Source organism: Mucilaginibacter agri (assembly GCF_009928685.1).
Classification (GTDB): domain Bacteria; phylum Bacteroidota; class Bacteroidia; order Sphingobacteriales; family Sphingobacteriaceae; genus Mucilaginibacter; species Mucilaginibacter agri.
In genome coordinates this window covers 660512-682190 of record NZ_WWEO01000044.1, presented here as the reverse complement: position 1 = coordinate 682190, position 21679 = coordinate 660512, and the positions used below count along the sequence as shown (strand labels likewise).

Below are 21679 nucleotides of genomic sequence, written 5' to 3'. Positions count from 1 at the left end.
TAGGTGCTGAAAGTTGCTTAGTGCAACACCCTTGTTACCCAATTTAAAACTTTTGTAAATGTGCTCTGAAAACGATAATTTGACTGATAATAATGATAAAGTTTGATACCATAATTTATCAATTTGCAGAGCAAGGGGAGAAGACCGGATGGACTTATATCAATATTCCGGAGGATTTAGCGCTCGAATTAAAGCCAGGTAATAAGAAATCCTTCCGGGTAAAGGGTTTTTTAGATCATTTTCCTATTTCAGGCGTAGCTTTGATGCCCTGGGGCGACGGCAGTTTTATTATGGCCATCAACGCAGATATGCGAAAAGGTATCCACAAACATAAGGGCGCCATGCTAACCGTGCAGCTCGAAACCCATGATGATTTTGTGATAGAAATGCCCGAAGACATGAAAGAGTGCTTCGATTATGAACAGCCCGAAGCTTTAGAATTTTTTAACTCCCTGCCCAAAGGCCACCGTGAATATTTCTACAAATGGATCAACAGCGCCAAAACCGACCCAACCCGGGCAACTCGCATAGCTAATACCATTAACGCCGCCACAAGAAGAATGGGCTATTCGGAGATGATAAGGGATTTGAAAGCGAGGAAGTAAGTGAATCGGGAATCGAGAGTCAAGAAAAATTAAAATGTCATTGCGAGGAGGTACGACGAGGCAACCTCGTAGAAAGCGCCCCTCTAAATCTCCCCCGGTAGGGGAGACTTTGTGCCGCCCCCTCGGAGACTGGTGGGTGAGGCAAAACTGCCGTTGTGTAGATTGCCCAAAGTCTTGATTCTTGTCTCTCGATTCTTGATTCTATCTTCTACGCATCTACCGCATCATAAACTATCACCTTCTCCCACAAATGGCCGTAGTTTTTAATAAACTCCAGGTGCACAGGGTGGGTTTGATAGGTAGCCTGCCCGGCCAGGTCGCTAAAGAACATCAGCTCAGATACGCCCCAGCTGTTGTCAACCACGTCGCGCTTTTCAGTGCTGGCAACAACGCCTACACGTAATTCTTTAATAGTTTCTATTTTCGATAGGGTTTTTACGCCCTCTACAAGCTTATCGCGGTCTTCTATAGAACCTGGGTTTTTAAGCCAGAAAAATACATGGTGTATAACGGGATATTTGTTTGTCATGGTGTTTAATGGCATTGCCGATGCTGCCGCGCCTGCTGTGAGCGCGGCTGTGGTGGCTATAAATTTTCTTCTGTTTGAAACGCTCATATTGGTAGTTGTTGTTATTATTTATTCGGCTTCGGGAAATGTCGCGAAAACTCATTTATCCGCACAATCTTATCGTTTTTAACTTGCACGTCCTCACTGTATTGTATCGAGTCCCTTTTGCCGTGTGTGTCTGTCCAGCTTTGGGTATACCATGTGGTTACCCATTCTTCGGTTTTAGATTTGTTAATTACCGATTGCCAGTCTTCCACTGCTATCTTCATATCACTGGCCGAGTCGGTACGCAATTGCATCATTTTCTTCATTTCGGCTAAGCTTCCTGCAAAATGCATACTATCTGCGTTAATTACCAGGCTATCGGCAAAGTATTTTTTAAAATCGGCAGTGTCACCCAGTTCTTCGGCCTTTAAAGCTCTTAAAACAATGAGTGCGTTTTTCGGGTCGGGGTTAATATCCCATTGGTACGACGTATCTATTTTATACGGATATCGTACAAGTCCTGGGTCGGTAATGGGTGGTCGGGAGTGGCACGCCGAAAGCAATGCCATCCCTGGTAAAATAAGGGTAAGGTTTTTCATGAAGCAGATAATAAAGTTTTAGATGTAGTTTACCATGTCTAATTTAACTAAATGTTGTATGCAAGTCAACAACCTTGGTATTATTATCCACACTATGCCCTTGCAGCCTTTTAATGTTAGGCGTTCTGCTTATATTTACAAATCCGAATAGTTTTTAAGAATGAGTGAAGAAATAACTCCTGAAGATTTCCCCGCTTCTGGTTCTGAAGATAATAATATGCATAATACCATCTCGCTTGATGGTTTGTATGAGAACTGGTTTCTGGATTATGCCTCTTATGTAATTCTCGACCGTGCCGTTCCGCACATACACGATGGTTTAAAGCCCGTGCAGCGACGTATTTTACACTCGCTGAAGGAGATGGACGACGGACGTTTCAACAAAGCAGCCAACGTTATTGGTAACACCATGAAATATCACCCGCACGGTGATGCTTCTATTGGCGATGCCATGGTGCAGATTGGGCAGAAAAACCTGCTGATAGATTGCCAGGGTAACTGGGGCGACCCGGTAACCGGCGACTCGGCCGCTGCGCCGCGTTATATCGAAGCACGCTTATCGAAATTTGCGCTCGATGTAGTATTCAATGCCGATACCACTATTTGGCAGGCCAGTTACGATGGCCGTAATAAAGAGCCGATTACCTTGCCGGTAAAATTCCCGCTGCTGTTAGCGCAGGGTGCCGAAGGTATTGCGGTTGGTTTGGCTACCAAAATTATGCCTCACAACTTTATTGAGCTTATTGATGCTGCTATCGGTGTATTACGTGGTACCCGCCCGGATCTGGTACCCGATTTCCCGACCGGCGGTATGGCCGATTGCAGTAACTATAACGAAGGTCAGCGCGGGGGGAAAGTACGCGTACGTGCCAAAATTGTAGAGCGCGATAAAAAGACATTAGCTATCACAGAGATTCCTTTCAGCACTACCACAGGTAGCTTGATTGATAGCGTGATTTCTGCCAATGATAAGGGTAAGATTAAGATCAAAAAAATTGAAGATAATACGGCGCAGGATGTAGAAATAATGATTCACCTGGCGCCGGGTATCTCACCCGATGTTACCATTGATGCCTTATATGCCTTCACAGATTGCGAAGTTTCTATATCGCCAAACACCTGTGTAATTAAGGGCGACAAACCACACTTTATGAGTGTGAACGACATCCTGACCGAAAGCGCGATGTTTACCAAAGACCTGCTGAAACAGGAACTCGAAATTCGCCTGAAGGAATTGATGGAGAAGATATTCTTTAGTTCTTTGCTGAAAATATTTATCCAGGAGGGGATGTATAAGAATTCGGAATACGAGAACTCTGGCAATTTTGAGAATGTGGTTGAAGTGCTAACGCGCTTGTTTACGCCGTTCTTTAGTCAGTTTTATCGTGAGATCCTTCCCGAAGACTATAAGAAGCTGATCGATAAGCCGATGAGTAGCATCACCCGTTTCGACGTTAAGAAAGCCGACGAGTTGATGGCTAGCCTCGAAAAGGAAATTAAGGAGGTAAAACATAACCTGAAGCACCTTACCGACTATACTATTAGTTGGTACGAACGCCTGAAAGAGAAGTACGGCAAAGGCCGCGAGCGCAAAACTGAGCTGCGCACCTTTGATAAAGTAGAAGCTGCACAGGTAGCTTTAGCCAACGTTAAACTATATGTAAACCGCGAAGATGGCTTTATTGGCAGTGGTTTAAAGAAAGACGAGTTTGTGGGCGATTGCTCAGACATCGACGAGATCATCGTTTTTCGTGAAGACGGCCGTTGCATCATTACTAAAGTGCAGGATAAGGTTTTTGTAGGTAAGGGCATTATCCACGTAGCGGTATTTAAGAAAAACGACGAACGTACCATCTACAATATGATCTATAAAGATGGACAAAGTGGTGTGGCGTACATTAAACGTTTCGCCGTTGCTGGTGTTACACGTGACAAAGAGTACGATCTTACCAAGGGCACCAAAGGCAGCAAAGTGTTATACTTTACCGCCAACCCTAATGGGGAAGCCGAGGTGGTTAACATTCAATTGAAACCACACTCAAAGCTAAAGAAACTTCAATTTGACGAAGACTTTGCCGCAATTGCCATTAAGGGGCGGGGTAGCATGGGTAACATTGTAACTAAGTACCCGGTTAAAAAGATTCTGTTAAAGAGCAAAGGTATATCAACATTGGCCGGACGTAAAATTTGGTTTGATGATGTATTGCGCCGTCTCAACGCCGATGGTCGCGGGGCTTATTTAGGCGAGTTTGATGGCGACGATCGTATACTAACCGTACAGAATAATGGTATTTACGAGTTAACCAGTTTCGATCTTAACAACCACTTCGACGATAAGATGATGCTGATCGAAAAGTACAACCCCGAGAAAGTTTTCTCTGTGGTGCACTACGATGGCAAATCGAAAAACTATATGGTGAAACGCTTTGTGTTCGAGAATACTGCGATAGGCAGGCAAACGAGCATCATAAGCGAGGAAGGTGGCTCTAAACTGGTGATCTTATCAGGCGCTGCGCAACCTGTAGTGAAGGTTGAACAACTGAAAGGTAAAAGCGAAATTCAGGAACTGGTTGAACTTAATCTTACCGACCTGATTGATGTAAAAGGGATGAAAGCGATGGGTAACCGTTTATCTGCGCATACCATACAAACTATCGAACTCATAGCTGAGCACGACGACCCGGAAGATGTACCAGATCCGGCACCAGATTCGGTTGAAGATACCGAGCCTATTGTGGTTGAACAAGCCAAGCCTGCACCGGATGTAGCGCCCGAAATGCCTACGCAGAAAGATGTAGATTTTGAGATCACTAATCCCGATGACATCAAGATAGATGATCAGGGGCAGGGAAGTTTGTTTTAAGAACTACTGAATATAATTCCCCTCTCGAGAGGGGTTAGGGGTGTGTTTATACTGCTTTAAATGCATAGAAACACACCCCTTCCATTTCACAAGTCTTCGCGCCCCCTCTCAAGAGGGGAATAGGACATGCTTACACCTTCCCTACATACATCTTGGTATCGTAGTTAAAGTATACCTTGCCATCAATCTGATACTTATTAAAGAGATTTGTTAGATTTTGAGTTAAAATATCTCCCTCGGTGGTATCCTGAAGCGGTGAGTAAGACGATGAAAAAGATCTGCCCACCAATCCGTCTAAATCGAAAACCTGTTGATATGGATAAGTTTTGGTCTCAAAAATACCATCCTTAAAGAAGCCCTTTAAACGTTCGCCGTTAACCGTTCTTTCTTTCGAATCTTTGTACTTCCCGGTGTATTGCTCAAACAGCTGGTCGTAAGCTATGGCGAATGCATCACTATCAACGCTGCGGACATTCCAAATTAAGGCAACTGATCCGCCGGGTTTAAGGATCCGCTTAAACTCATCCCTCGATTTTTCGACATCAAACCAATGAAAAGCGGTGGCGCAGGTAACCAGGTCTATGCTGTTGGCCAGCAAGTTGGTGTGCTCGGCAGTGCCGGCTACGGAGGTGAAGTTTTTACAGGTGCGGAGATCTTTCTCTGCGGCCTCTTTCATGGGTTCATTAGGCTCTACAGCGTAAACCTTGTACCCTTCGTCGAGTAATAGTTTAGTGAATATGCCTGTTCCCGAACCGATATCGGCAATATATGAATCTGCATTTAGCCCAAACTCCTGCTGCAAAAACTGAATAACAGCTGCCGGGTAGCCCGGGCGGTATTTTACATAATTTTCAACCCTGTTAGAAAAACGCACCGTTGGTTCGGCGCTTACGGTTAATGTTTCCTGCATGCGATTGCTTTATAGTTTATTTTACGAGTGATTTAAACACTAACGTAAAAAGATACTTCAAAAACATGTCCGGGTACTAATTTTTGTATGGCTTCTTTTTGGGTGATGTCAACCGGTCCGGTGGTAGAGTCGGCACAACCCAGCCAAGGTTCGATGCAAACAAAATCGGCACCGGGCTTAGCCCAAATTCCTAAATAATTAAAATGCGGAAACTCTACCGACAGGCTATAATCGCTTTTTGTGCTTTTGATGTTTATCTGTCGGCTGTTCAGTTTTTTAAATACAAGCGCGTCGGCATCAAACAAATGTCTTGTTAAATGCAGTTTGTCGCCATCGAGCGGCACCGGTTTGGTTTCCCCGTTAAAAAAGCCCTCGGCAGAAAGCATGTGGGTGTCTAGCTTTTCGCCGGTTTCAAACTCCAGGTAGTAATCTTCGTAGGTTTCACCTTCTGTTTTGCCAAATGGTACATTGAAAGCCGGATGTCCGCCTACCGAAAAGTAAATGGTTTTAGAATCGAGATTGATTACCTTATAGGTCACGCGCAGGGCGTTATCTATCAAATCGTAGATAATATGAAAGTTAAATTTATAAGGATATGCTGCAAGCGTAGCATCCGAATAATGTAATGAAAACAGGGCATGATGTTTAGTAGTTTCAGAGCTTAACTTAAATTCCGAAGGGCGGGTGAAACCGTGCCGTTGCATAGGGTAAGCCTTGCCATCAACTATCAGCTCGTTATTGATAAGCCCGCCCACAACCGGGAAGAGGTTAGGCGCATGCCAGCCCCATATTTTAGGGTCGGCCTGCCATAAGTGTTCTATACCTGCTGCTTTATTGTAAATGGAAGTTAGCTCTGCTCCCTGCGACCGTATGGCCACTTTTAGGAATTCGTTTTCAATAACCGTCATGCTTTTTGAGTGATTTATCACTAAGATAACATTCACAACAATTAGTTTTGAATCCGGTTTATTTTTGTGACTATTTAGAATAAAACCAAGCCAGAATTTTGTCTGTTACTAATATCCCGCTTGCGGAATAGGTTCGGCTACCATCACATTGCCACCCAGATCTCGATATGTGCAAAGCATCGCTACCGTGTCTATCACCCATTTTTCTACCCCTGCGTTTGCCGCCTCTTTACAAAAGGTCATGAAATCTGTTTGGCCTTGTTGATGGATAGCAATGGTATGCTTCAGTGCATCCGGAGAAGCTGTAGTGTTAATAGTTAAAGGCTCATAAATAGCTGGCGATGCTACATGGTAATTATCGGCCCCATAATAAACGGTGGAACCATCTTTAACTATAAACTCATAAGTAACCAGCCCCAGCGCTTTTATTTCCTGAATATAGGCTGGAAAATCTGCACCAGTTTTTACTTTGGCATGTGCCGCTTTAAGTTGTTGTAGGGTGAACATAGCTTTGATTTTATATTAAACTCTGCCAATCGAAACTCCCCCTTTAGGGAGCTGGAGGGCTTAATCCTTTTTTAAACCCGCCTTTATAACCGAATCCTTTTGTCCCTGTGTAAGTTTGTAGTTAAATTTAAACATAGCGCCTTCCCAATCGCCATATGATGGGTTAGGTAATATGATGTATTTACTACCAAACTGTTGTTTCAGCTTTTCGGTGGTTGCTGTGCGGCTATCTTCCGATGGGCGATTATCATACTGCGCGTCAAAATCAGGCAGGTTATCTCCACAAAGCAGCACAATGTTAAAGTTGGCCAATACCTGCTGACGACGTGCCTCTTTGCTTGATGACGTGCCTTTTAGTAGTAAATGCTCGTTATCTGCAAATGGCAGATTAAAATGCTGCAGGTTTTTCAAGGTGCCGGCCCGTTCATCTTCATCGCGATTGGTGATGTAAAAAACCGTTACGCCTTTTGTTGCGGCATATTTGAAAAAGTCGGGCGCGCCGGGTACCGTATCGGCCGCTGCTTGAGCAGTCCACTTTTTCCAGGCGGTGGCGCTAAAATCTTCATTATTTAAAGCTGCGCGCGCACCTTCCGGACTATTATCCAACAGTGTTTCGTCAATATCTGTAACAACGGCCAGCGGTTTACCGGCAGATTGTTTAGTCGCCTCATCAATACGCAATTTGGCGATATTATAAGCTTGAAAACATAATGCCTTATACTCTGCTGCACGTTGCTGCCACGCCGCCGACCATGCCTTACCATCATTTGCGATAGATGCACCTGTAGTTGAAGTACCTGTGGTTTTATGAGCCGTACTGCATGCGGCAAATAGTACAGCGCTGCCGATGATAAATATGTCGAGTTTTTTCATGTTAGGACTGATTACAATTCAAAGGACAATTTTAAGGTTTTTTCTTTAGAAACCCCCTCTAACCCTCCCCAAGGGGAGGGCTTTAGCAGATATTTTTATCTGCATTTTAAGAGCCTCACCTCGGCCCTCTCCTTCGGAAAGGGGGGCTGCCAGCATAGGCCTAGCGTCACCTTAAATGTGGCATCAGCATGTTTGAGATTGCGCAGTACCTTAATAACTGCTACAATAACTCCGGCCTTATTTTATCAGTAAATTCCTTTGCAAGCTTATTAAGCTTTGGTTGTATCACGTAAGCGCAGTACGGCTTAAGGGTATTGTCGTTAAAATAGTTTTGGTGATAGTCTTCGGCTTTGTAGAATGCCGAAGCAGGGACAATATGTGTAACTATAGGTCTGTCGAATATCTCTTCGTTATTAAGCTTTTTGATCATGGCTTCCGCTTTTTCTTTCTGCTCATTGTTATGATAAAATATGGCCGAACGGTATTGCGTACCCACATCATTACCCTGGCGGTTTAGCGTGGTAGGGTTATGCGTCTTAAAGAAAATTAGCAAAAGTTCATCGTAGCTTACAACGCTGGGGTCGTATTCCAGCTCAATGGCTTCGGCATGGCCGGTGTCGCCATTACAAATTTCCATATAGGTCGGGTTGGTTGTTTCACCTCCGGTGTAGCCCGAAGTTACAGATGTAACGCCTTTTAAAGTTTGATATATAGCTTCGGTGCACCAAAAGCAGCCGCTTGCAAAGGTTGCTTTTTGAATATTTTGGGGTGCCTTTTTATTTTCGGTAGATGCCATGTTGATATTTTGATCTGTTTCGTAAACAGGTTCTTACTGGTTTTATATATAGCGATGCAATTATCAAGCCGCTATAATTTAAATAGCTGTAAACCAATTTTGTTTTTCACGCTTTCATTTCCAATATTTTATAAAGGATGTTTAGGATGAGCTCTAATTTTTTCAATAAAAACAGTGTTAATGCGGGGTTTAAACAGGGTTATTTAACCCTTAACACTTCTGTGTTTAAGGTTTATAAAACAAATATATTTAACGTTGTTTATCAATTTGTTATGGAAAGAAAGCAACTGAAGGATAATCTGAATCTCTTAAACGAACAGATTAAAAAAAGTGAAGAGGCCGCATCAATTATATGTTATGTTGAGGAAGCCATAAAATCTGCTCAACAAGTACCATTTAAAGGCAAAGCGGATTATGTTGACCTTTTAAAGAGTGAGGCAACTGCGATAAAATACGGTCATTACGATATTGCAATGGCGCGTTTTCAAGTTTCTACATCGTTGGGGATGTTGATAGATGGAATCTGAGTTTCCAAATTTCTGAAAGGAAACGTGTAATAGCTGTCTGAAGAGGTCAATCGGAAATCTGGTTAAACATCAAGAACCGAGGGCGTATACTACAATGTTTACGCCGAACTTCGTATTGTCTTCAGAAAGAAAACGTTTGTTACGAAAATCATAGTCCCATTCGCAACCATAATCCTTGTTACTATATAATACAGCAATACGGCCATTAATCTCAATAGCCTTTAAATAGTCGTGTACCAAATCGTCGCCCCAGCCATTAAGTTCAAAAGATGTATTGGGAGGCCCCTTTTCAAATGTGAAAAAGGAATGATAGATCTGATGGTTATTGGGGATTTTCTTTAAGGCGTTAGGCCCAAACAGCGAAACCATTTGTGCTTCAAAAGATTTAGCGAACAAGCCATCTATATCATGGTTGCAATCATCTACAAAAATAAAGCCGCCATTCTCAACATATTTTTTAAAATTTGTACGTTCTACAGCATCAAACTGCACTAACTTGTGGCCACTTAAATAAGCAAAGGGGTAATTGAAAATATCGTTACTGCTTAAAGCAACTACTTTCTCTTTTTGTTCGATAGGTATGGTAGTGTATTCTAACAGCGAGTTTAGAATATTAGCAGGCATACGCTGATCGGTATCCCAGTCGCCCGAGTGGTAGCTGAGGCGGGCGAACGTAAATTTTTTACCTATAGACATTGTTCTTAAAAATCTAAAATTACTACAATATTTTATGTAAAAAACGCTTTGAATTGCGTGTGTTGTAATTTTTTGGATACTTTGTTTGATTTTTTACAACAAGGCATTGTATTTACCTTAAAAGCGCAATATCTTGTGTCAGAAAATTAACACATCCGTAATTTTTAATCAAATACCGTTTTGGAACTTACCGAAAACAATATAAAAGCGCTGCTGGCTAAGCTTCCGCAGTTAAAAACCGAGATTCAGAAGGTTATAGTAGGGCAGGATGCCGTATTAGACGAGCTGTTGGTGGCATTTTTAGCAGGCGGGCACTGTTTGCTGGAGGGCGTACCTGGGTTGGCGAAGACCTTGTTGGTTAAAACCATGTCGCAGGCGCTGCATCTGTCGTTCCGACGGATACAGTTTACACCCGATCTGATGCCTACCGATATTGTCGGTACTGAAATTTTGGAAGAAGACCATGTTACCGGTAAGCGATTTTTTAAGTTTAACAAAGGCCCCCTGTTTGCCAATATTATTTTGGCCGATGAGATTAATCGAACACCGCCAAAAACGCAATCGGCCTTATTAGAAGCTATGCAGGAGTTTGAGGTAACGTATGGCGGACAGACTTATCCACTTGATCGCCCCTTCTTTATATTAGCAACCCAAAACCCGATTGAACAGGCGGGTACCTATCCATTGCCAGAGGCACAGCTCGACCGCTTTTTGCTATTGATTAAAATAGGTTACCCAACCGAGCAGGAGGAGTTTGAAGTATTGAACCGTACTACCGGCACCCGTAAAGTAGATGTACTGCCTGTTATTACTGCCGAAGAAATTCAGCAGGCGCAGGCCTTGGTTCGCCAGGTTACTATTAGCGAGGAACTGGTTAAATATGTAAGTACTATTATCCGTGCCACCCGACCGGATACTACATCTATAGATTATGTTAAAGAATGGGTGCGCTGGGGTGCGGGCCCTCGCGCGGGACAAGCGCTTATATTAACCGCCAAGGCCCGTGCGTTGTTAAAAGGACGATACGCCGTTTTAGAAGAAGATATCCACGCGATGGCCGTGCCGGTATTACGCCACCGTATATTGATGAACTTTAAGGCCGAAGCCGAAGGTATTACTTCGGACACCGCGACGTTAGAGCTGATTAAATTGATAGGGCGGAAGAAAGCTTTGTAAGAGAGTCAAGAATCGAGAAACAAGAATCAAGACAGAAAAAATATCAATATGTCATTGCGAGGTACGAAGCAACCTCGTAGCAATGCAGATTGAATAGCAAACAACGAGATTGCCACGCTATCGCTCGCAATGACAAATTTAATTGATCCCGACAACCGATAACAGACAACCAAAATGCAACTCGATCCTAAAGTATTAATGACCATTAAGAATTTGCCCCTACTGGCGAAAACGGTTATTGATGGCTTTATGAACGGTTTTAACAAAAGCACGGTTAAAGGGCCGGGTTTGGAGTTTAGCCAGTATCGCAGCTACCAGCCGGGTGATGATCTGCGTTGGTTGGATTGGCGCATGTTTGCAAGATCAGACAGGTATTATATCCGTGAGTCGGAGGTGGAAACTAGTATTTCGGTACGGTTTCTGGTAGATGCAAGCGCGTCTATGAACCATAATGATAATGGGGTTCGGAAGATAGATTATGCACGTTTTCTGGCGGCTTCATTGGCGTATTTGGTAAACTTACAGGGTGATGCAGCCGGATTATATGTGTTTAAAGATGGTGGGCTGTTTACGCTATCGTCCAAAGCCGATCCGCAGCATTTGCAGCGGATTTATCACCAGTTAGATCAGATACAGGCCAACGGCACGTTCACTAAGCCGGCACATTACAAGGAGTTATTCGCAGGATCGGGAAGAAAAGAGCTGTTGGTTTTTATAACCGATATGTACCAGCAGGATGGTGAGATTTATAAAGTGCTCGACTCTTTAGCGGCCCTGCGTCACGAAGTGGTTGTGTTTCACCTGATGGGCAACAACGAACTCGATTTTGATTTTAAAGGTTACTCGGCATTGGAAGATCTCGAAACCGGCGAAACAGTTGAGATAGATACACAGCAAGCAAAAAAGGCTTACAAAGAAAAGCTGGATCAACATTTGGCCGAAATCAGGATGCAGTTGTTAGGTAAGCATATCGTTTATCGTATGATTAATACCTCTCAGCCGCTTGATGATGCGTTAAGAGCGTTTTTGGTGCAAAGAAATAAGGGGTTATAACCTCTCTCAGCCCTCCGCAGGGGAGGATGGAGTTTGATATAAATTATAAAAATAAATGTGTCATTGCGAGGTGCGAAGCAATCTCGTCGTACTATTTCTAAAATAGGCATAGCTACGAGATTGCCTCGTACCTCGTAATGACAGACAGGATAAAATGCTTCAATTTTTAAATCCCATATGGTTTTTTGCTGCAGCCGCCATGCTCATCCCGGTGCTGATACACCTATGGAATATCCGGCCGGGCAAGGTTTTAAAAGTTGGTAGCACGTCACTTATCACGGCGGCATCGCGCAGAAGTAGCCGGAGTTTTAACTTGTTGGATATTCTGTTACTGTTGCTTCGTTGTTTATTGCTTTTATTGTTAGCTATACTATTAACTGCGCCCATCTGGCAAAAACATGTTACGTTGGCTAAAGCCAAAGGTTGGGTGTTATTACCAAGAGAAAACTTTAGCGAAGGGTATCAGCATTACAAAACCAGTATAGATTCTTTAACTAAGCAAGGTTACGAGTTTCATTATTTTAATACCGATTTCCCAAAGGTAGATCTAACCAAATTACTGGCCGAGACTAAAGACCTGAAGACTATCGATTCTGTATCAGCTCAACCCTCTTCTTATTGGGACATCTTAAAGCAGTTAGATAATCGGACTCCATCCAATCTGCCGGTTTACTTGTATACTACTAACAGCGCAAATCGTTTTGTGGGCGATAAGCCACAGGCTGCGCTTAATCTCCATTGGCAAACATTTACACCCGCCGACTCGGTAACAACCTGGGTACACAACGCCTGGTTTAATAGCAATAATACTATCCGGGTGGTTGAAGGGAATAGTAAACCATCGGGCACTACTTATAACTACACCGATATTCAGGCTGATAAAGGCAATTCGCAGTTTACAGTCAACGTAAATAATGGACGGCCTGAGATAAGTTTGGCCAACAGTAAAGCTAAACCAGTGTCTGTGGATACTGCTACCTTAAGCATTGCCATTTACAACGACGGGAAAACAGCCGACGCCGGTTACCTTAAAGCCGCACTGGACGCAGTTGCGCAATTTACTCAGCGGAAAATAACGGTTAAACAATACAGTAGTGCAAACGCTATTCCGGTTGGTGAGAGTTGGATCTTCTGGCTTTCCGAACAACCGTTTGCCGCGCGACTTTTGCAGAAACACAGTAAGATCTTTGCCTACCAAACCGGTAAAACACAAACTGTAAATACTTCGATAAGTACGACTACTGATTTTGCTTTGCCAAATGGTTCAACGCAAATTCCAATGTTTAAGCTGGTAGCAGCAACCCGAAATTCGGGCGAAATGATGTGGCATGACGGTTTTGGCCACCCGGTGCTTACGGTTGAAAAGCAAGACAACGCCGAGGTGTACCATTTCTACAGCCGCTTTAACCCAACCTGGAACGATATGGCATGGGATAGTAGTTTCCCTAAATTGATGCTGCAGTTAATTATTACGCCGGCTAAAAATACAATGTCAGAATATGATCGCCGCACGTTAAGCAATGAGCAGATACAGCCGGTTAAAGTTTCAGAAACTCATGTAGTGGCTGATAAATTCACAATACAAAAAGAATTAGGTAAATATTTCTGGCTGGCACTGATAGCGATTTTTATGGTAGAAAGATGGCTGGCAACACGTTACAAAACAGTACAAAGCAATGGCTGAGCAGGCAGGTTTACATAAGTTAAAAGCTTTGCAGCAACGCTGGATAACTTACCAGGTGGCGGCGGATGTACTGTTATCGGCTGCAATTGCCCTGGTGTTAGGTAGCATATTTTACTATGTATTTGATGATTCGTTGCTATGGGGGCTAATAGTATTCATTGGGCTATTGGTTTCGATATTGGCTATCCGCCGCCCATGGCAAATTACCGAAGAAAGTATCTCTGCTTTTTTAAATCAAAATTATCCACAACTCGAAGAAAGTACCCAACTGTTAATGAAGCCGGCAGGCAGTCTGAATTTATTAGAGAGCCTGCAACTGCAAAAGGTAGAAAGCGGGTTATATGACGTTCCCGGCGCACCGCCCCAATTTTATAATAGGGTAAAGCTGGCAGGCGTTTTTGTTTTGGGGGCTTTAGTTTTAACTTTTGCGCTTGCTAAGTTGCCTATCAGATGGCACTCATCGGTAGGTAAACTGGTTGTAGATTCTATGTCGGCTACCGCGAAAAACCTGCCGCCCGAAAAGGTATTGCCACAAATTAAATCTTCTAAAGTAACTATTGCGCCGCCGGCTTACACGCATCGTGCCGCACGTAGCCAGGATAGATTTACGCTGGATGTTGAAGAAGGATCAACCATTAACTGGAGCATCGAAACCAATATCGATGTAAAACAATTGTCGCTGATATTTAACGAGCACGAGGTGCTGAAAATGCAGGCAGGTAGTGATAAATCGCACTGGCATTTATCTAAACAGATTTCTGCTTCGGGTTTTTACCAGGTTAATGTAGATGGTAAACTTTCGGATCTTTATCCTGTAACGGTTATTAAAGACGCTGCCCCGGTTATCAAAATTAAAACTCCAAAGCAGTATACACATATAGATGCCGGCGAAGTACCCAAGGTAACTATCAGCGCTTCGGTAACAGACGATTATGGTATCAACTCGGCCATTATTAACGCCACAGTAGCCAAAGGCAGCGGTGAGGCTGTTAAATTTAAAGAATATAAAATTCCGTTTGGCGAAGCTTTTAGTGCCCATGGTCGCCAATATGATCTGCAAAAGCTAGTCGATCTTCCTAAGCTTGAAATGGAGCCGGGAGACGAGCTATATTTCTACATACAGGCCCAGGATACCCATCAGCAAACCAGCCGCACCGATGTTTACATCGTGTCGATACAGGATACCGCCCAGTTATTAAGTATGGACGGCTTGGTTGCCGGAGTTAACGTTAAGCCCGAGTTTTTCAGGAGCGAGCGCCAAATCATTATCGATTCGCAAAATTTGATCCGCTTGAAGGATAGCCTGAGTAAAGAAGAGTTTGCCAAAAGAAGTAACGACCTCGGTGCCGATCAAAAAATGCTGCGCCTGCGTTATGGTAAGTTTTTGGGGGAAGAAGATGAATCAAAAATAGGTGAAGAATCGGGCGGTGAATTAAGCAAGGCCGAAAACTTCAGCAATACCAACATGATTCTGGATGCTTACACCGATAAGCACGATAACGCCGAAGACGCGACTTTCTTAGAGCCCGCAGTTAAAGAACAACTGAAAGCCACCCTTACCGAAATGTGGAAAGCCGAACTGCAATTGCGCATGTATAAACCGCAAGATGCCCTACCGTTTGAGTATAAAGCTTTGCGTTTGTTGAAAGATCTTCAGCAGAAGTCGCGTTCTTATGTGGCGAAAACAGGGTATAACCCTCCGCCGCTTAAACTCGAAAAACGCCTGACAGGTGATTTAAGCAAAATTACCGAGCCAACCTCGCACGAAGACATCAAAAAGGCTGGCGATCAGTTTGAAACCTTAAAAAAGGCAGTGATTATACTGGAACAATTAAAAACCGACCCTAAACTTAACGCGGTCGATCAACATACTTTGCAGGTGGCTTCGGCACAATTAAGTAGTAAAGCTGTTGCGCAACCTGGTGTTTATTTGCCAGCGGTAAATGCCATGAAGCAAATTGTTACCTCTGGAAAAGCGAGTGCGGCTAATATCGCGATGGTTGAAAAGGCTATACAGAGAGCATTGCCGATAAACCACGCTATGCCGCAATCTCCCGCTTCGGCGGCGGATATCGGCTTGTCGCAAGGCTATTTTAAAAATCTAAACCGACTAAACAAATAAGTAAATGACCTGGAACTATACCATTTTACTCGTTTGTTTAGTACTTGCTATTTTTGCCGTGTGGCGAGAGATACAGCGTGAGAGCAAGCGGAATCTTGCGTTACGTATCGTAGCCGTGTTGTGCTCAATAGGTGCCCTGGCCTGTATCGCATTGCCGATAACTTATCAGCACGAGCTCCGTCTGGAAGATGAAAATCAGGTTGTATTATTAACCGACGGTTATAATGCTGATAGTGTTATTGATGCCGATGCTCGTGTTTATACCATCAGTAAAAAAATAAAGAAGGATTATCCTAAGGCCACGTTACTCGCCAGCGTTTCGGAGATATCTGACCTTAAACCAGCGGTAACCAGTGTGCAGGTATTGGGTTATGGTTTATCTGCTGATGAACTGGCGCAACTTCATAACCTGCCAGTTAAATTTCATCCGACTATACCTCCTGCAGGCATCAGTGCCGTAAGCTGGAACACCCAGGTAAAATCTGGCGAAAAATTAAGTGTGCAAGGAACGTTTGCCAACACAACCGGTAAGGCAGTTAAGCTAACTTTAAAGGGACTAGGTACAACAGCCGACTCTACTTTCATTGCCGCTAATACTACTGCAACTTTCGATTTAAACACGACACCCAAGCATACCGGCCGCGCAGTTTATAGGCTTATAAGCACTTCTGATGCCGATACACTGGCCAACGAAAGTGTACCCTTTGAAATAACCGCCGTTAAACCACTGAAAGTTTTAATGCTGGCAGCGGCACCAAACTTTGAGGATAAATTTTTGAAGAACTGGCTTTCGGCAAATGGTTATGGTGTAGCTGTTAGATCAATGATCAGTAAAGATAAATTCAGCCAGGAATTTGTGAATGTAGAGCAGCAATCGCTACAGCACCTTACAACAGGGCTGCTTGATAAGTTTGATATTGTATTGAGCGACCTCGATGTTTTGAAAAACCTGAACAGTGCCGAAAGCGCGGCCTTAAAACAAGAGGTTCAACAAAAAGGTGTAGGCATTATCGTGCGAGCAGATAGCACAACCCATAGCAATTTTTGGCTGCAACAAAATTTCCCGGTAAACAAAGTATCATCGGCGGGGCAGGTAATCTCCAGCTTAAAACTCCAAGGTCACGATGGTACTACCTCCAAAACATTGCTCGATCCGGTTTATATCGTTGCCCAAAACTTTACACAACCGCTGGTTACCGATCAGCAAAATCATATTATGGCTAGCAGCGGATTGATAGGCAGTGGGAGGGAAATTTTCACCACGCTCACTTCAACCCATAGCTGGATGCTGGGTGGCGACGAGGCTGATTATACCGCATTGTGGTCGCTATTAATCTCTAAAGCGGCTAAACACGTGCCTGCGGCGGAAGAATGGTCGGTGGTGAATAATGTTGCTTCAGTAAATAATAATACCAAATTACAGGTTGAAACCGGAGTGGCTAATCCCGAAATTAAGATCAATCAAACTAATATAAGTACCGAAAGGCAAGCGCATTTGCCATTTGCCTGGCAGGCAGATTACTGGCCTTCGCATGTAGGCTGGCAACAGGTTCAGCAAGGTTCTGGTATGCCGCACTGGTGGTTTGCATACCCGCAGCAGGAATGGGCGGGATTAAAGTACAGGGCCTTACTTAAAGAGAGTAACGCTTATGCTACAAATCATCATAATGGGGTATCTGTAACAAAACAAATACAGCAAAAAGTGCAGGTTCCGGTGTCTAAAATATATTTTTATGTGCTGTTGCTGCTGGCTTGCACATACCTGTGGGCCGAGGGCAAATTCTCGTCCTGAAACTAAAACGAACTAATAACTAAACTATAATTTAACTAAGCAAACAAAGGAGGATTAACCTTGAGACGTAGAGACTTTATTTATCTATCGGGAGTAGGTGCCGGAACTGCGATGCTAACCAACTCTGCCTTTGGTAAATCTATTTACCAGGAGCAGGCTTTGGAAACCATTGATGTAAAGGTGAAAAAAGAACTTGCCGATGCCGCCCTTACCGCTGCCAAAGCGAAAGGAGCATCTTATGCAGATATCCGCATAGGCCGGTATCTTAACCAGGCTATCGTAACCCGCGAAAACCGTGTGCTTAACGTTGCCAATTCGGAGTCGTTCGGTGTGGGTATTCGCGTTATAGCTAACGGTTGCTGGGGATTTGCCGCCGGTAATACTGTAACCAAAGAAGGTGTTGCTAAAATTGCCGAACGCGCGGTTGCCGTAGCCAAAGCAAACGCTAAAATTGGCGGTAAACCGGTTGACCTTGCCCCGCAAAGAGGCTATGGCGAAGTAAGCTGGAAAACACCTATTGAACGTAATGCGTTTGAAGTGCCTATTAAAGAAAAAATAGACTTGCTGCTTAACGCGAACAGCGAAGCCATGAAAGGCGGTGCAAGCTTTGTAAACTCTACCATTTTCTCTATCAACGAGCAAAAATATTTTGCATCTACAGACGGTTCTTATATCGATCAGGATATTCATCGTATTTACCCTAACTTCCAGGTAACCAAAATCGACCCATCATTGGGCGCGTTTGAAACCCGTGCGGCTTTAAGCATGCCATGCGGTATGGGTTATGAATATTTAACCCCTTCAGAATCTGAAAAAGTTGGCGGCGTGGTAACGCGTTATAAAAAGCGTTACGATATGATTGAAGATATTAAAAATGCTACCAAAAACGCTGCAGAAAAAGTTTCAGCAAAATCGGTAGAGCCGGGTAAATACGATTTGGTGCTGGATCCATCACATCTTTGGTTAACCATCCACGAGTCGGTAGCTCACCCGACTGAACTAGACCGCGTACTGGGTTACGAGGCTAACTTTGCCGGTACCAGCTTCCTATCGTTAGATAAACTAAAATCGGGTAACTTCCACTTCGGTAGCAAAAACATGAATATCGTTGCCGATAAATTGCAACCGGGTTCATTAGGCTTTGTGGGCTATGATGACGAAGGGGTAAAAACAGGTCAATGGGATATTGTTAAAGATGGTGTATTGGTGAACTTCCAGGCCATTCGCGATCAGGCGAAAATCCTCGGTTTAGACCATTCGCAAGGCTGCTGCTACGCCCAAACCTGGGAAGATGTACAGTTTCAGCGTATGCCTAACGTATCGTTACAGCCGGGCAAAACCCCGCTGAGTGTTGATGATATGATCAAAAACGTAGAGAAAGGTATCTACATTGTGGGTAACGGATCATTCTCTATCGATCAGCAACGCTATAACTTCCAGTTTGGCGGTCAGCTGTTTTACGAGATCAAAAACGGAAAAATTGTAGGTATGCTTAACGATGTATCGTATCAGGCAACCAACCAGGAGTTCTGGAACTCCCTGGTTGCTGTTTGCGACGAGCGCGATTATCGTTTAGGTGGTGCCTTTAACGATGGAAAAGGTCAACCAAGTCAATCAAACGCGGTTTCGCATGGTTCGGCAACCTCACGTTTTAATGGAGTTAACGTAATTAATACTAAAAGAAAAATCGGATAATTAATATGCCTATATATAGTAAAGAAGAAGCACAGGCTTTATTAAAGAAGGTGCTTAGTTATTCAAAAGCCGATGAGTGCGAAGTAAGCCTTAGAGGTAACGACGGTGGTAACATCCGCACGGCCCTTAACGCAGTTTCAACAGCAGGCGATATCAGTACCGTTAGCTTAGCTGTAAGCTCGGTTTACGGTAAAAAAACAGGAACAGCCACCATTAACGAGTTTGATGATGCCTCTTTAGAGAAAGTAGTGCGCCGCGCGGAAGAGCTTGCGCAGCTTGCTCCCGAAAACCCGGAGACTATGCCGATGCTTGGTCCGCAAACATTTAAAGATTCTATAGCCTACAATCCGGCTACCGCAGCCATGACGCCCGAAAGCCGCGCCGAAATGGTTGGGCAAAGCCTTGATGTAACTAAAGCTGCAAACTTGCAGGCCGCAGGCTTTTTAGAGAATACTACTCGCTTTAGCGCGGTAATGAACTCTAAAGGATTGTTTGCCTATGATAAATCTACCGACGTAATTTACTCAGTAACTACCCGTAATGCTGCCGGTACTATATCCGGATATGCTGCGCGTGGGTTTACCGATGTTAAAAAGATGGACACGGCTAGCGCAACCAAAATTGCAACGCAAAAAGCACTGAGCTCGGCCAGCCCTAAAGCAATTGAGCCAGGAAAATATACCGTGATATTAGAACCTGTTGCTGCAGTTTATATGCTGGAGAACATGTTTCGCTTTGATGCGCGCAGCGCCGAAGAGGGCCGTAGCTTTTTGAGCAAAAAAGGCGGCGGTACACGTTTGGGCGAAAAGCTGATGGATGATAAAGTAAACATCTATTCAGACCCATTCAATACCGAATTACCTGGCCCAACCTGGAACGGTGACGGTATGCCTTTAGAACGTACCGACTGGATTAAAGAAGGTGTGGTTAAAAACCTGAGTTACTCTCGTTACTGGGCACAGAAAAAAGGCGTAACCCCGGTTCCCGGCCCAAGCAACATCATTATGGATGGCGGCACAACCAGCCTGGAAGAAATGATCAAGAGTACCGAGCGTGGTATTCTGGTATCGCGCCTGTGGTATATCCGCATGGTTGACCCTCAATCACTACTGCTAACCGGACTTACCCGTGATGGTACGTTTTATATCGAGAACGGCCAGATCAAATTCCCGGTTAAAAACTTCCGTTTTAACGAGAGCCCGGTAATTATGCTGAACAATGTGGAAGCCTTAGGTAAGCCAGAGCGTACCATCAGCGTAGAAAGCTACCGCAGTTACCTCATCCCGCCAATGAAGATCAGGGACTTTACGTTTACTTCGTTGTCAGACGCAGTGTAATTAGAGAGTCAAGAATCAGGGATCAAGAGTCGGGACAAAAACTGCATTGATTCTAATTATAGTAAGCCCTCTCCATATGGAGAGGGCTTTTTTTGTGAAATATAGTCTTGATTCCTGGCTCTCGATTCTTGACTCTCTTAAAGGGTTATTTAACATTTTTTAACTTCAACCTAAGGCAAATTTCTTAAATTTGTAAGATGTGCCGTTGGTGTTTTGTATTGATTTTCTCGCTGTTAGCCTCTTTTGCTTACGCACAGCATACCCAGGATGGTATTGTTTATGAAAACAAAACCCATGTTGCTTTGCCCAATATCAGCATCCTTAATCTTAATGGAAAATACCGCGCAACTACCGATAAACAAGGCCGCTTTAGCATTACAGCCAAGGTTAATGATTTGCTTGTTTTCTCGGGCTTCGGCTATGCGCCGGATACCGTAGTAGTAATCGATTTAAAGGTGCGTGAGATTTTTATGGACCCCATTCAGCACATGTTGAACGAGGTGAAAATTAACGGGGCGGGTACGGTAAACCCGTCCATTATGCAAAAACAAAAAGATCCCCAATACCATAATCAAACCATGAACTACCAGCGCGACGTAGACCGTCCCGGTGCTTCTGGTGCTATAAAGGGTGGCGTAAACCTGCGTATCTGGTCGAACAAAAAGACAGAGAACGACGCAAAAAAGAAAGAACAGCAAGATAAAAACGATAAGATAACCGCGGAAATTCAGCAGGCCTTCAGTAAAGAAAGCATAGAAAAATACGTTCCGTTGAAAGACCAGGAACTGCATAGTTTTGTGATGCGTTATTCGCCTGATATCGAAACTTTCACCAGTGAGGAGTTTAATCTTGCTGCCTATATTAGCAAATGCTACAAAGAGTTTATTAAACTCAGTCCCGAAGAAAGAGTGAAGACTTCGATCTTTAATTAAAACCTCTCCCCAGCTCTCTCCGAAGGAGAGGGAGGAATAAGAAATTTTTGT

The 21679-nt window shown here is 43.8% G+C and carries 19 protein-coding genes; 11 read left to right on the top strand and 8 right to left on the bottom strand.

Translation table 11 applies throughout. The features are described 5' to 3' along the window. Positions 1-92: 92 nt before the first annotated feature. Positions 93-605 carry a YdeI/OmpD-associated family protein gene (locus tag GSY63_RS19155; RefSeq protein WP_166587434.1) on the top strand — a complete coding sequence of 171 codons (513 nt, stop codon included), beginning with the start codon at positions 93-95 and terminating at the stop codon, positions 603-605. A gap of 208 nt (positions 606-813) precedes the next feature. Here the strand turns inward: GSY63_RS19155 and GSY63_RS19150 are convergent, their stop codons facing one another. Then, a complete protein-coding gene (locus tag GSY63_RS19150) occupies positions 814-1221 on the bottom strand; it encodes a Dabb family protein (protein WP_166587433.1) in 408 nt (135 codons plus the stop codon). A gap of 17 nt (positions 1222-1238) precedes the next feature. Continuing rightward, positions 1239-1757: a hypothetical protein gene (locus GSY63_RS19145; RefSeq protein ID WP_166587432.1), complete on the bottom strand. Its 519-nt coding sequence runs from the start codon at positions 1755-1757 to the stop codon at positions 1239-1241. Positions 1758-1917: 160 nt separating this feature from the next. Here GSY63_RS19145 and GSY63_RS19140 point away from each other — a divergent pair, with 160 nt between their 5' ends. After that, positions 1918-4620 (top strand): DNA gyrase/topoisomerase IV subunit A, encoded by a 2703-nt coding sequence (locus GSY63_RS19140; protein ID WP_166587431.1) that lies wholly within the window; start codon positions 1918-1920, stop codon positions 4618-4620. Between the two features lie 130 nt (positions 4621-4750). Here the strand turns inward: GSY63_RS19140 and GSY63_RS19135 are convergent, their stop codons facing one another. The 5 genes from GSY63_RS19135 to msrA all read right to left on the bottom strand — a co-directional run bounded on the left by GSY63_RS19135 (position 4751) and on the right by msrA (position 8614). Beyond that, complete coding sequence (locus tag GSY63_RS19135; protein WP_166587430.1) at positions 4751-5530, bottom strand: class I SAM-dependent methyltransferase; 780 nt, start codon at positions 5528-5530, stop codon at positions 4751-4753. Between the two features lie 32 nt (positions 5531-5562). Continuing rightward, positions 5563-6438, bottom strand: a complete 876-nt coding sequence (locus GSY63_RS19130; RefSeq protein WP_166587429.1) for an aldose 1-epimerase family protein — start codon at positions 6436-6438, stop codon at positions 5563-5565. Between the two features lie 108 nt (positions 6439-6546). Beyond that, the gene (locus GSY63_RS19125; RefSeq protein WP_166587428.1) at positions 6547-6945 is read right to left on the bottom strand and encodes a DUF1398 domain-containing protein; all 399 of its coding nucleotides are present in this window, start codon (positions 6943-6945) and stop codon (positions 6547-6549) included. Positions 6946-7005: 60 nt separating this feature from the next. Beyond that, positions 7006-7818: a 5'-nucleotidase, lipoprotein e(P4) family gene (locus GSY63_RS19120; RefSeq protein WP_166587427.1), complete on the bottom strand. Its 813-nt coding sequence runs from the start codon at positions 7816-7818 to the stop codon at positions 7006-7008. Between the two features lie 220 nt (positions 7819-8038). Beyond that, entirely contained in the window at positions 8039-8614 is a 576-nt protein-coding gene (gene msrA / locus GSY63_RS19115) for a peptide-methionine (S)-S-oxide reductase MsrA (RefSeq protein WP_166587426.1), read from the bottom strand. A gap of 146 nt (positions 8615-8760) precedes the next feature. On the opposite strand from msrA, the gene GSY63_RS19110 reads away from it, so the two are divergent. Next, positions 8761-9141, top strand: coding sequence for a hypothetical protein (locus GSY63_RS19110; RefSeq protein WP_166587425.1), 381 nt, complete (start codon positions 8761-8763; stop codon positions 9139-9141). A 69-nt stretch (positions 9142-9210) separates the two neighbouring features. Here GSY63_RS19110 and GSY63_RS19105 read toward each other — a convergent pair whose 3' ends face one another. Beyond that, positions 9211-9837 carry a DUF4159 domain-containing protein gene (locus tag GSY63_RS19105; RefSeq protein WP_166587424.1) on the bottom strand — a complete coding sequence of 209 codons (627 nt, stop codon included), beginning with the start codon at positions 9835-9837 and terminating at the stop codon, positions 9211-9213. Between the two features lie 180 nt (positions 9838-10017). On the opposite strand from GSY63_RS19105, the gene GSY63_RS19100 reads away from it, so the two are divergent. The 8 genes from GSY63_RS19100 (at position 10018) to GSY63_RS19065 (ending at position 21628) form a co-directional block, all read left to right on the top strand. Beyond that, on the top strand, positions 10018-11013 hold the full coding sequence (locus tag GSY63_RS19100; protein WP_166587423.1) for an AAA family ATPase: 996 nt from the start codon (positions 10018-10020) through the stop codon (positions 11011-11013). Positions 11014-11187: 174 nt separating this feature from the next. Next, on the top strand, positions 11188-12066 hold the full coding sequence (locus GSY63_RS19095; protein ID WP_243749271.1) for a DUF58 domain-containing protein: 879 nt from the start codon (positions 11188-11190) through the stop codon (positions 12064-12066). Positions 12067-12220: 154 nt separating this feature from the next. Next, positions 12221-13750, top strand: a complete 1530-nt coding sequence (locus GSY63_RS19090; protein WP_166587422.1) for a BatA domain-containing protein — start codon at positions 12221-12223, stop codon at positions 13748-13750. Then, positions 13743-15872, top strand: a complete 2130-nt coding sequence (locus tag GSY63_RS19085; protein WP_166587421.1) for a DUF4175 family protein — start codon at positions 13743-13745, stop codon at positions 15870-15872. The genes GSY63_RS19090 and GSY63_RS19085 overlap by 8 nt, the downstream gene beginning before the upstream one ends. 4 nt (positions 15873-15876) lie before the next feature. Continuing rightward, positions 15877-17664 carry a hypothetical protein gene (locus tag GSY63_RS19080; RefSeq protein ID WP_166587420.1) on the top strand — a complete coding sequence of 596 codons (1788 nt, stop codon included), beginning with the start codon at positions 15877-15879 and terminating at the stop codon, positions 17662-17664. A 60-nt stretch (positions 17665-17724) separates the two neighbouring features. Then, positions 17725-19359, top strand: coding sequence for a TldD/PmbA family protein (locus GSY63_RS19075; RefSeq protein ID WP_166587419.1), 1635 nt, complete (start codon positions 17725-17727; stop codon positions 19357-19359). Positions 19360-19364: 5 nt separating this feature from the next. After that, positions 19365-20696 carry a TldD/PmbA family protein gene (locus tag GSY63_RS19070; RefSeq protein ID WP_166587418.1) on the top strand — a complete coding sequence of 444 codons (1332 nt, stop codon included), beginning with the start codon at positions 19365-19367 and terminating at the stop codon, positions 20694-20696. A 197-nt stretch (positions 20697-20893) separates the two neighbouring features. Beyond that, a complete protein-coding gene (locus tag GSY63_RS19065) occupies positions 20894-21628 on the top strand; it encodes a peptidase associated/transthyretin-like domain-containing protein (protein WP_166587417.1) in 735 nt (244 codons plus the stop codon). The last annotated feature ends 51 nt before the right edge of the window (positions 21629-21679 follow it).